Here is an 11714-nt window from a genome sequence, read left to right on the forward strand (position 1 = left end):
GGAACGAAATGCGCTCATCTACCGATATGCCGGATGCTTCCGTCGCCGCGTGGCACGAATCGATCGATGCGTTTTGCCGCTTGCAGGACGTCGGTTCCGTGGCAACGGGCGTGCACGGAACGAAGTCGATCTACAGTGGCGCGCCCGTGCCCGTGCTCAATGCAGTGATCGGCATGACGCGCGAGCCCGACGTCGAGGAGATCAGGGGCTTTGCCGAATCGTTCAGGGATTGCGAGTTGCCGTGGAGTATCCAGACACGCGCTGCCGGCACGCAAGCTGCGGCAATTCGACAAATTGCGGGCGAATACGGTCTGACGCATTGTGTCGCGCTGCCGTTCTTGACGAAGCGGCTGGACGGCGCCGAAGCACCGGCGGCCGGCGATGGCCGGGTGGTCGTGCGGCGTGTGTCGGCAGCGGACAGCGAACGGTACAACAGCACGCTTGCCGCGGGCTACGAAGCGCCGGAGCCGGTGTTTCGACGGCTGAGCGCGCCGGCGGTGCTGGAGTCGGACGGGATGATGGGCTTCCTGGTGGAATGCGCCGGCATTCCGGTTGCGACATCGTTCGGTATCCTGCGCAACGGCCAGGTGGGGGTATTCAATGTGGCGACCGTTCCCGCGTATCGGCGACGTGGCTACGCGCGAGCGGCGACCCAGGCGGTATTGAACGCCGCTATCGCCGAAGGTGCGCATACCGCGTTTCTGCATTGCACACCGGCGGGGCGCCACGTGTATGAGTCGATGGGCTTTGCCGCCGGCGAGGAGTGGCAAGTGTACGTCGCCCGGTGACAGACGGGCGCGCACATTCGACGATGAACATTCAAAGCGACTGGGCTTTGGTCTCCGGCAACAGGAGAACCGCCAGCAGCACCACGCCATAGGCCGCCCCTGAAAAGATCGCGATGGCCATCGCCAGCCCGATCGAGTGGCTCAACATCCCGACCAGGCTCGGAAACAGGGCGCCGATTCCGCGGCCGAAGTTATAGGTAAAGCTCTGTGCATTCGCGCGGAAGCCCGACGGAAACAATTCCGTCAGGTACGCGCCGACCCCGCTGAAGATGCCGCACGACGAAAAGCCCAGCGGAAACCCGAGCCAGAGCATCTGCGCGTTGGACAGCGGAAGCGTCAGGTACAGGCATACCGATACGAGCGACAGTGCCGAAAACAGCATGAAGTTGCGCCGCCGCCCCCAATAGTCGGAAAGGTACGCACCGACGACGTAGCCGCAAAACGACCCCACGATGATCACGAACAGATAAGCGCCGGTGTCGAGCACGGACAGATGTCGCTCGACCTTGAGGAAGGTCGGCAGCCAGATGGACATCGCATAGAAACCGCCCTGGATGCCGGTGCAGAGCAGTGCGGCCAGTACCGTGCGGCGCACCTGCGGACGGGAGAAGATGATCCATGCCGAGGGCTGGCCGGCGCCTTGTTTCCGGGTGGCGTTCGCCTGCGCGAACACGTCGGGTTCGGGCACGTGCCTGCGGACGTACAGGACGAGCAACGCGGGCAGGATCCCAACCCAGAACAGGCTGCGCCAGGCGAGCGACTCGGGCAGCACGGAAAACGCGATGCTGTAGAGAATTGCCGCGATACCCCACCCGACGGCCCAGCCGCTCTGCACCAGGCCGACCACCTTGCCGCGATGGGCGGGCGAGACGATCTCGCCGATCAGCACGGCGCCGACGGCCCATTCGCCGCCGAAGCCGAGCCCTTGCAACGCGCGCAGGACGAAGATCTGCTCGAAATTCTGCGCGAAGCCGATCGCGAGCGTACAGACCGAGAACCACAGGATGGTCCCTTGCAGGACCTTGACCCGTCCGTATCGATCCGCCAGGATGCCGGCAATCCATCCGCCGATCGACGAGAAAATCAGCGTCACGGTGCCCAGCAGGCCGGCCTTGCCGCGATCGAGTCCCCACAGGTCGATCAGCGAAGCCAGAACGAAGCTGAACACCATGAAATCGAACGCATCGGTCACCCAGCCGGCGAACGACGCGTTGAACGTGCGCCTTCCCGCAGGACCGAGTTCCGCATACCAGGACGGGCGGGATACCGCGGGTTGCGACACGTGCTCGACATTTCTCGTTGACGTCATTGTTCTGTCCGGGAGTAGAAGCGGCCTTGTCAAAGCCCCGCGGGCGCGCGTCGGGTCGCCAGCGCCCGACGGACGACATCCGGCGACGCGGGGGCTTCGCGGATTCGCACGCCGATCGCGTCATGGACGGCATTCAGGATGGCCGCGGCCGTCGGGACCAGCGCCGGCTCGCCGATGCCTTTTGCTCCGTAGGGGCCGACGGTCGTCGGTGCTTCGACGAAAATCGACTGCACTTCCGGCATGTCATGCACGGTCGGAATCATGTAGTCATGCAGATTGTTGTATTGCCCGGGGTGATACTTCTCCATCAGCGCCATGCCGACGCCTTGGGCCACCGCGCCTTCGATCTGCCCTTCGAGCAGCGTCGGATTGACCGCTCTGCCGACGTCGTGTGCGGCCACGACCTTGAGCACCCGAACGCGCCCGCTCTCGCAGTCCACCACGACTTCCGCAATCTGCGCGCCAAACGCGTAGGCGGCGTAAGCGATGCCTTGCCCCGCCGCATCGAGCGACGTCGTCGGCGGATCGAAGCTTTCCTCTGCTGCGACGACGTAGCCGTGCGCATCGACGGGCAGGGCGCGGAGATCCAGTGCCGCGCCGTCGACGACGATCCCGCGCGGATCGGACGAAATCCGTGCATCGGGCGCCGCGCCTGCCAGGGCGAGCAGCCGGTGGCGCAGCGTCGTGCCGGCGAGAAAGGCAGCCCGACCGGTGACCATGGTCTGGCGCGACGCCGAAGTACGGCCGCAATCCGGCGTCAGCGCGGTGTCCGGACCGACGATCCGCAGGCAATCGACCGGTACGCCCAGCGCATCGGCCGCGATTTGCGGAATGACCGTGTTCGAGCCCTGACCGGCGTCCACTGCACCCTGGTGCAACACGATCGTGCCGTCGGGTCGAATCCCGAAGCGGACCGTCGACGGATTCGGCAGGGCGGTGTTGCCGCAACCATAGAAGAACGCGGCCAGGCCGACGCCATGGCGAAGATGGCCGGGCGACGCGCTATTCAGCGCGGCGACGCGGGCTTGCGCTTCGCGCCATGCCGGCCGCAGCGCATCGAGGCACGCGACGAGGCCCACGCTATCGTCCAGGACTTGCCCGGTCGGCAGCAGGTCGCCCGGCCGCAGCGCGTTCAGCGCACGAAACTCGAGCGGATCGATGCCCGCCTTGAGCGCCAGCTCGTCGACGAGTTGCTCCTGCGACATCGTCGTTTGCGGTACGCCAAAGCCGCGGAACGCGCCCGCGGGCGTGACGTGCGTATGAATCGCACGTGAGTGCGCCGTGTAGTGGGGAATCACGTACGGGCCGCCGGCATGCACCGGGACGCGATTGGCGACGGCGGTGCCCCAGGAAGCGAACGCGCCGGTATTGAAGTCGCCGTCGAACGTCACGGCACACAGTCGGCCATCGGCATCGGCGGCCATGCTGGACGTCATTCGGCCGGGATGGCGCTTGGTCGACGTGGCCATCGATTCCTCGCGCGACAACACCATCGCAACGGGCCTGTCGAGATGCCAGGCTGCGATCGCGAGCAACGGCTGGACCGTCATGTCGAGCTTGCCGCCGAAGCCGCCGCCGACCGCGGTTGCCACGACGCGCACCTGCTCCGGCGGGACGGCGAGAATGCGGGCGAGATCGCCGCGATGCGGATGGGGCGCCTGCGTGGACGAATGGATTTCGATGGTGTCGCCCACGCGTCGCGCCCAGCCGGCCTCGGGCTCGAGGTACGCATGCTCGACGAAACTGGATTCGAACGTTGCGCTCACGACGTAAGGAGCGCCCAGCATCGCGCGTTCCGCGTCGCCGCGGCGCACGAGCCCCTCGATCAGCACGTTGCCGGGACGATCGGCGTGCAGTTGCGGACTGTCGTCCAGCACGGCGTCGGCGATCGCGAGCACCGGTGTCTGCGGTTCCCATGTGACGGGAAAGCGGCTCAGGTCGAGCGCCGCGAGTGCGTCGCGCTCGCCGACCACCAGCGCAACCGCCTCGAGATGGTGTCGCGTCTCCGTTTCCGGAAGCACGGGCTGGTCGGCGTACGGTGTCGTGACGCCGTGCAGATTCATGCCGGGCACGTCGACGTGGGTCAACACACGATGCACGCCCGGATGGGCTGCGACAAATGCGTCGAGGTCGCCGAACGCGAAGCGAGCGCGGTGATGCGGGCAACGGACCGCGCGCAGGAACAGGCTGTCGGCGGGGTAGTCGTCAGCGCCGAAATGCTGGCTGCCATCGACCTTTTCGGGCCCGTCGAGGCGCGTCAGCGGTACGCCGACGGACGGCCCGTCGGACGGGGCTACCGTACAGCGCCGCGCGGCGGCGCCGCACCCGACCTCGGTCACCGCGTCGACGATCTTCTGGTAGCCCGTGCATCGGCACAGCACGCCATCGATGGCGGCCTGCGCACTGGCGCGGTCGGTCACGCGGTCGGCGTCGATGGCCGCCGCTGCTGCCGTCAGCATGCCCGGCGTGCAAAATCCGCATTGCACCGCCTGATGCGCGAGGAAGGACTGCTGCAGGCGGCTGCCGCAGCGGGTGCCGTCGGCCAGCCCTTCGACGGTGACGACGCGGCGCCCCGCGACCTGCCCCAACGGAATCAGGCAGGCATAACGCGCATCGCCATCGACGATCACGGTGCAGCTTCCGCAGTCGCCCTGGCGGCAACCCTCCTTGGTCCCGAACTGCCGCAAGTCCGCGCGCAGGTAGTCGACCAGCCGCTGCGACTGGTCCGCCGGCAGGTGCAGCCGCGTGCCGTTGAGTTCGAACCAGTCGAGTGGCGGCGAAACCGGCGCGCTGCCGCTTGCAGTGGTTTCGCGAACGTCGGCAAGCTCGTCAAGCAGTGGATGCGCCACGTGCGTTCTCCTCGATGCAGCCTCTGAATGCGCGCGCCACAGCCAGCCGCGCGAGATGAATGCGATGCGATGCCGTCGCCCGGCAGTCGTCGAGCGGGGACAGCTCCGCGAGCGACGCCGCTTCGATCACGCCGGCCAGATCGGCGCACCGCCGGCCCGACAGCGCCGCCTCGAGCACCGGTATCCGCCGCGCAACGTCGGATGCGCCGCCGACGGCAACGGCGGCAGCCTCTACCGTACCGCCGGCGGACACGCGCAGATGCGCGGCGGCCGAAACGACGGCGATCGCTGCGCCGTCGCGATTCGTGCATTTGACGAACGAGGTCCGATCTTGCGCGCGCGGTAGCGCAAACAGGATGGCAACCAGCAGTTCGTCCGCGTGCAGCGCGGTCCGGCGGCTGCCCGGCAAGAACTCGGCCAATGGCAAACGGCGCACGCCCCGCGTGCTCGCCAGCTCGACGCGAGCGTCGAGTGCCAGCAGCGGCGGAATGCCGTCCGCGACCGGCGAGGCATGGCACACGTTCCCGCCGATGCTGCCCTGGACGCGAATTTGCCGGGGCCCGACGGCAGCGGCCGCTTCCGTGAGCGCCACCGGCAACCAGGCGGTCCGGGCGATGGCTTCCCAGGTGCACGCAGCGCCGATACGGGCGACGCCGTCGCGCTGCTCGATGCCGCGCAACGAGTCGATGCGGCTGATATCCACCCATGCCGACCTGGCGGGCACCAGCCCGATATCCGCAAAGGCATCGGTTGCTCCGCAGACGATGCGCGGCCGCGGATGCTCCGCAAGCCGGCCGAGCACTTCGTCGATGGTGTGGGCGCGGAGATAGTTCATCGCAAGGGGGCGTGCATCTTCATGGTTACGATGGTCGACATTGGCACCGGCACGCGCTCAATCGCCGGCCGATGCATCCTTGCGAACAACCCGCAGCACGCTGTCGATCACGAACGTCTCCCAATGACGCAAGGATTCCGGCGCACTCAGCTCCTCCCCGAGGAACACGGACAACGTGTAGCGGTTCGACGTATAGAAATACGCCGTCGAGATGATCAGCAGGAACACGTCGCGCGCATTCAGGTCGTCACGAAACAGGCCTTGTTCGACGCCGTTGGCGAGAATCTTCGCGATGATCTGCACCGCATGCGACGAGTATTCGCCCCGACGCTCCAGCTTGGACACGTGCTTGCCCTTGTGCAGGTTCTCCGTGTTGAGCAGCGTGATGAAATCGGGATTGCGCCAATAATAGTCCAGCTTGAAGCGAATCACGGATTTGAGCGCTTCCACGGGAACCGCAGGATCGGGCGTCATCTTGAGTTCCGACTCGTCCATCCGCCGATAGATGCCTTCGAGCACCGCGACGAACAGGCCCTCCTTGCTCCCGTAGTAGTAATAGATCATCCGGTCGTACGACTTCGCCAGCCGGGAAATCCGCTCCACGCTGCCGCCTTCGTAGCCGTAGCGCGCGAAGACCTTGGTCGCCGCACGAAGGATCTTGTCGCGGGTTTCCTGTGCCGCTGCTTCCCGGACACCGGTTCCGCGCACAGCCTTGCTTTTTGCTGCCTGGGCCATACTGCTCCTATGGCGGCCGACAACCTGGCCTTTGCCGCCTGAAAAAACTTCCAATAGCGGGCTTCCTCGACTTTCGTACAGGGAACGCTACATGAACTCCGGATTCTACGGAACTCTTCGCGTGACTGCAACAAGACATAAAATTGTCGTAGATTCAATGAGTTATTTTTGATTTTCTCCGCCGTCCAGTCACGCGTTCGAATGAATCCTTCGTCACTTTCAGTTTTTATTTCCGGAAAGTGCTGCTACCATTCGTTTGTGGAGTACTCACTACATGAAACGCTGATTCCAGGGTGTCTGGGGCCGATGTCCGGTAAGCAGGAGATAGACGAATGAACAACGAACTCGACGATCCCTGCAGCGCTTTCGCTGCGCGGAGCATCTGGAAATCGCCGTCCGACGCGAGCGATCCTGGAATGACCCCGGTCTTCGCGGGACGTGCGTCTCAATCGCTGCTCGATCTGGACATGCTCGCGTTGCGACACGTTTCCCAGGCGATGGCGAACGAGCTCGCGCCCGCCGCGCGCATCGGAAAATTGCTCGAGGCCGCGATGCAGGGCGCGACGGCGACCTGGGGGCTGATTGCGGTCATGCGCGACGGCGGCTGGGAGGGGGCCGCCGAGGCGACGGCATCGGGTGCGCCGAACGGCGACGAGGAACGGCTGCCGATCGACCGGCTTCCGGTCTCCATCCTGGCGGCTGCCGTCCATCTGCGCAACGGACTGGTGCTGAACGACGCCCGTGCCGCCGATCAGTGGCGCATGGACGACTATGTGCGTCGTCGCAAGCCGCGCGCCGTGATCTGCGTGCCGATCCGGTGCAACGGCGCATTGACCGGCGCGCTGTATCTGGAACACGGCGACGTACCCGGCATCTTCACGCCGGCGAACACCGCGTTGATCGAGATCGTTGCACTGCATGCCGGGTTCGCGCTGGAGAACATGCGTCTTCGCGACGAGCTTGCCGCGCTGCACGCACGCCTGAGCAGCACCGAAGCAAGGATGCACGACACGCTCTCCGAGATGGATCGCGTCGACCGGCTGAAAGCCTACGGGGAACTGGCGGCGTCGATCGTGCATGAAGTCGCCCAACCCGTCACGGCAATCGACACGTCCGCGCGCGCGGGACTGAAGTGGCTCGACCGCAGTGCCCCGAATATCGATGCCGCCCGCGAGATGCTCGCCCACATCTGTGCATGCGCGGTGCGGGCGCGGACCATCATCAGCGCGCTGCGCGCGAGGGCGCGGCACGCAGCGCCCGTCTTCACCGTGTTCGATCTCGCCGATGCGCTCCGCGAGGCAGCCGAAATCGTGGAAAGCACGCTGGACGCGATGAAGGTGAGCTTGCGCGTCGAAGGGTTCTCGTCCCCGATGCCGATGCGCGGCGAACGCGTGCAGCTGCAGCAGGCCATCATCAGCCTGCTGATGAACGGCGCGGAAGCCATGCTTGGCACTCCAGAGGATCAGCGGGTGCTCGTACTGGCATGCGAATCCGCTCCCGACCGCTTGCGCATTCGCGTCGACGATCGCGGCGACGGCCTCGATCCGCAGCTGGCGGAGCGCATCTTCGAACCGCTGTTCACGACCAAGCCCCATGGCATGGGCATGGGGCTGTCCATCTGCAAGTCCATCGTGGATGCGCACCACGGTCAACTGGCGCTGATGCCTCGTCTGGAGGGCGGTACTCGGGCAACGGTGACGCTTCCGCTTGTTTCGACGTGACGCGCGCGGGTTCCACGGCGAGCGAAGTGAATCGCCGAGCGGTCGGCGGGTGGTGCGAGATGGCATGCGCATTCGGTAATGGACCGGGTGCCTATACAAACGTATGGGGCGACTTATCCTGACGCGTCATCCGGCTAGCTGCAGGTTCAATGGATCGGGTCGACACGGCGCCTTATGCTCGTCCCACCGGTACACGAATCGCATTGACGCCGGCTCGAGCGACAGGTCGTCGAGCCGGATTCGTGATGTGGCGGAAATGTGATGCGTGTGCGTCGTGACGATGCAGACGACCGGAACGTGCGTGCTTCTCGATACCCGAAATCCAAGGAACCCATCATGAAACTCCGACAAATCGTTGCAAGCGGCGGCCTGGTCGTCGTCCTGACTACCTGCTTGCAACTGCAGGCATTTGCTGATGAACGGCCCGATACGGCGGGCGCGGATGTCGCGGCGACGTCGACCACGTCGACCACGGCGACCGGCACGACGAAAAAGGCCGTGCGCGCCGCCAATCGCACATTCTCGCGCTCGGTTCAGAAAGTGCTGGCTCGCACCAAAGGACTGGAAGGGAAGCCGATCACGGTTTTCGGCAACGCTTCGACAGGGCGGGTGACGCTGGCCGGCCAGGTGGAAAGCGAAGACCAGGACCATCTGGCGGTCGAGGCAGCCAGGAAGGCTCGCGGCGTGACGTCGGTGACCAGCCGGATCACGCTGCGACCGCAAGGCGGAGCCTGAGCGACGGGCGGGCGCACTGCCGGGCCGGATGGCATGGTATCGGTGACCAGCGTGCGTTCGCTTTCACATGACCGATCCGATTGGCTGGGAGAAGTGGCGATGGCGACACTGCCTGAAGCGGACATCGTGGTTCGCACTTTGATCAATGTCCTCGATCCTTCGCTGGAACAACGCGATGTCTGCTTGCGAGCGCAGCGCGCGCGATACAAGGCGCGACGCTTCGGTTTGCGTCAATGCGACGAACCCGATGTGCCCGCGCGGGCCGAACCGCTTTCCAGCATAGCGGTGACGGAATGCCTTTCGCTATCCCAGATCAGCGTGTCATGGAGCGACTCGTGTTCAGGGCGCTATACCGAGCAAATCTGGTGCAGGAGCCGCGCGCGCGTCCCGTCGGTCTGCGCGCTGACGGGGCGCGCAATACGGCGCGGCGATCCCGTGTTTCGTCCGCGTGCGAGCGATATCTGCCTGCCCTCCAACCGTCAGCGAATGATTCTTGCCGCGACCGTTCAACCATGCAGCGGCGCGTCTGCACCCGACACGATCTAGCGGTACGGATGAATCGGCCGCGCATCCGCGGGCGTGGCGTGAGCCGGGCCTAACGCGACGGGACCGTCACGACGATCAATGCCGCACCGTGCAGGCGCTCGGCCAGATCGAAGTGAACGGGACGCTCGCGCCACCAGCGCGCGAACCCGATGCGGGCGCAATGTCCGACGACGACCAGGTCCGGACGGGTTGTCATCGCATGTGCCGCGATGGCGTCGGCCGGGCGTCCGAACCGCACGTAGCCGCGCGCCGCGATACCGTCGTCCGCCAGTGTGCCGATCGCCCGTTGAAGTTCGTGACGCGCGAATTCCTCGATGCGGTGGTGGGCGAGATCGCCGAGCATTCCGGCCGCCTGTGCATTCGCGGTCACGGGGTCGACAACGGCCACGACGTCGACCTCGGCCGACAATGCCCGCGACAGCGCTGCACACCGCGCGAGCGCGGCCTTTGCCTCGTCGGTCCCGTCATAGACGAGTAACATTCTGGAAAGCGATGACATGTGTTTCGCGTTGGTTGTGGGAATAGACTCGTCCGTGGCGCGCGCCGGCATGCGTGGCGCGTGCCCGGATACTTCCGCCGCAGCGGATGCGATTGCCTACACTGAACACGCGACGCATCCCGTTTATTCCAGCGTCATTCGGACGTCAGCCGCAGGTTTCGGTGTCGACGAAATTTTCCGCCGGCATGCGTGATTCGCCGGGCTCGTCGAACGCCGTGCGAATCGCTTTGCGCGCGCGGGATATCCGGCTCATGATGGTGCCGACGGGGATGTCGAGCGTATCGGCTGCTTCCTGATAGCTGAACCCGTCGATGCTGACGAGCAGCAACGCGATGCGCTGGGGTTCCGGCAACCGCGCCACGGCATCGATGATCTGCCGGACGGCCAGGCCGGTTTCGGACGTGGCGCGCGGATCGGCGACCGTTTCCATCAACGCATCGTTCCAGTCGAGCAGCAGGCGGTCGCGATGATTGCGTTGGCGCAATTCATTGAGCCATATCGAATGGATGATCGAGAAGACCCAGCTCAGGGGCGACGTATCGGAGCGCAGTTGATGGGCCCGCTCGAGCGCGCGAACGCAGGCGCGCTGAACGAGTTCTTCTGCATCGTGCCGATTCCCGGTTATGCGCATGGCGAACGACCGCAGGCGTGGCAGCATGTCGGGAAGCATCATTGAAAGTTCGGTTTGCTTCATGGGCTACTCGAGTCCGGCACGGGATCCCGGCTGCACATCGCGCGATGCGTCGACCTGCAGTACGCGCGGAATGGATCCCTTGGGAAAGAATGTCCAGATGCGGCGGTTGGGCCGATGGCGTGGTTCGTTGCGATCCAGCCAACCGTGCGACGTCTGTACCGACGTATTGGAACGTCGCAACGTATCGGGCTTATTTCGTCAGACGGGATGAATGCAACGCCATGTACCTGCGACGGGGCCGGATACATAGAGAGACAATTGACGGCGCTATACGGGCGACGGCTTGCAATCGCAGCGTCGTGACTCGACAGCGGTTCCCGTCATCGACGGGCACGATTGCGGGATGCAGGCGTTCGTGCGGCGGGATGGATCGCTGATGGCAACGCATCGGCGCGGCAGGCTCGAATACCGATGGGGCGGGTCGCTGTCGGGTGACCGGTTTGCGTCGATCGAGAGCAAACGGCCAATGACGTGGGCAGCAGGTTGCGCAGGATGCGGGGAATCGGCACGCGGGCGCGACACGGCGAACGTCTGGATGGAATCCAGGCCAGACGATTCGCCGGACGGCCGGCCGCGCTGCAATCGAATCACGCATCCGTCAGGCGGCCGTGCGGATTGAAAAGATTGAACATTGGAATGGGACCGGGGCAGGGTGCAGTGGCGGTCCGGGCGCCGCGGGCGTGCCGACATTGCCCCGCCAGTGCCGGGCCTGACAAGGAGGCCGGTGTTCAATGTCCGGAATACAGCTTCCTCAGTGCGTCGAGCTCGCCGCTCTGCCGCGCCCGCTCGAGTTCCTGGCGTACTTCCGTACGCGTCTTTGCCATCGGCACCATGGCGACCGGCGCCCACTGATTCGTGACCTGGGCATCGTGATTTCCCGTGACCGAATCCGCGGGGGTTGCCGCATAAGCCGAGGCCGTCATCGCGATCGCGGCGAGCGCGAAGGTGATCTTCAACGTATTCATGTCGGAATCCTTAAAATAGAGCGATCGGAAAGTACGCA

General features: G+C 65.2%; 11 protein-coding genes. 4 read left to right on the forward strand and 7 right to left on the reverse strand.

Annotated features, from left to right (window positions below; genetic code table 11):
* The first annotated feature begins 8 nt into the window (after window positions 1-8).
* On the forward strand, window positions 9-788 hold the full coding sequence (locus ABD05_RS31080; protein WP_047904021.1) for a GNAT family N-acetyltransferase: 780 nt from the start codon (window positions 9-11) through the stop codon (window positions 786-788).
* Window positions 789-819: 31 nt separating this feature from the next.
* Here the strand turns inward: ABD05_RS31080 and ABD05_RS31085 are convergent, their stop codons facing one another.
* From ABD05_RS31085 to ABD05_RS31100, 4 genes are read right to left on the reverse strand one after another with little or no spacing between them, the layout of a single operon-like run.
* Window positions 820-2097, reverse strand: a complete 1278-nt coding sequence (locus tag ABD05_RS31085; protein ID WP_047904022.1) for an MFS transporter — start codon at window positions 2095-2097, stop codon at window positions 820-822.
* A gap of 29 nt (window positions 2098-2126) precedes the next feature.
* Complete coding sequence (locus ABD05_RS31090; RefSeq protein WP_047904023.1) at window positions 2127-4946, reverse strand: molybdopterin-dependent oxidoreductase; 2820 nt, start codon at window positions 4944-4946, stop codon at window positions 2127-2129.
* A complete protein-coding gene (locus ABD05_RS31095) occupies window positions 4927-5781 on the reverse strand; it encodes an FAD binding domain-containing protein (protein ID WP_047904024.1) in 855 nt (284 codons plus the stop codon). Before ABD05_RS31095 ends, ABD05_RS31090 begins: the two co-directional genes overlap by 20 nt.
* A 57-nt stretch (window positions 5782-5838) precedes the next feature.
* On the reverse strand, window positions 5839-6516 hold the full coding sequence (locus ABD05_RS31100) for a TetR/AcrR family transcriptional regulator (RefSeq protein WP_047904025.1): 678 nt from the start codon (window positions 6514-6516) through the stop codon (window positions 5839-5841).
* Window positions 6517-6848: 332 nt separating this feature from the next.
* On the opposite strand from ABD05_RS31100, the gene ABD05_RS31105 reads away from it, so the two are divergent.
* The 3 genes from ABD05_RS31105 (at window position 6849) to ABD05_RS37010 (ending at window position 9518) form a co-directional block, all read left to right on the forward strand.
* Window positions 6849-8237: a sensor histidine kinase gene (locus ABD05_RS31105; RefSeq protein WP_047904026.1), complete on the forward strand. Its 1389-nt coding sequence runs from the start codon at window positions 6849-6851 to the stop codon at window positions 8235-8237.
* 336 nt (window positions 8238-8573) lie between these two features.
* A complete protein-coding gene (locus ABD05_RS31110; protein ID WP_047904027.1) occupies window positions 8574-8972 on the forward strand; it encodes a BON domain-containing protein in 399 nt (132 codons plus the stop codon).
* Window positions 8973-9071: 99 nt separating this feature from the next.
* Window positions 9072-9518: a DUF3331 domain-containing protein gene (locus ABD05_RS37010; protein ID WP_082146303.1), complete on the forward strand. Its 447-nt coding sequence runs from the start codon at window positions 9072-9074 to the stop codon at window positions 9516-9518.
* 49 nt (window positions 9519-9567) lie between these two features.
* On the opposite strand, the gene ABD05_RS31115 is transcribed toward ABD05_RS37010, so the two are convergent.
* The 3 genes from ABD05_RS31115 to ABD05_RS31125 form a co-directional block, all read right to left on the reverse strand.
* The gene (locus ABD05_RS31115; protein ID WP_420796379.1) at window positions 9568-10068 is read right to left on the reverse strand and encodes a universal stress protein; all 501 of its coding nucleotides are present in this window, start codon (window positions 10066-10068) and stop codon (window positions 9568-9570) included.
* Between the two features lie 94 nt (window positions 10069-10162).
* Window positions 10163-10711 carry an RNA polymerase sigma factor gene (locus ABD05_RS31120; RefSeq protein WP_047904029.1) on the reverse strand — a complete coding sequence of 183 codons (549 nt, stop codon included), beginning with the start codon at window positions 10709-10711 and terminating at the stop codon, window positions 10163-10165.
* A 728-nt stretch (window positions 10712-11439) separates the two neighbouring features.
* Window positions 11440-11676: a DUF4148 domain-containing protein gene (locus ABD05_RS31125; RefSeq protein ID WP_047904030.1), complete on the reverse strand. Its 237-nt coding sequence runs from the start codon at window positions 11674-11676 to the stop codon at window positions 11440-11442.
* Between the last annotated feature and the right edge of the window lie 38 nt (window positions 11677-11714).

The sequence above is a fragment of the Burkholderia pyrrocinia genome (assembly GCF_001028665.1).
GTDB classification, from domain to species: domain Bacteria; phylum Pseudomonadota; class Gammaproteobacteria; order Burkholderiales; family Burkholderiaceae; genus Burkholderia; species Burkholderia pyrrocinia.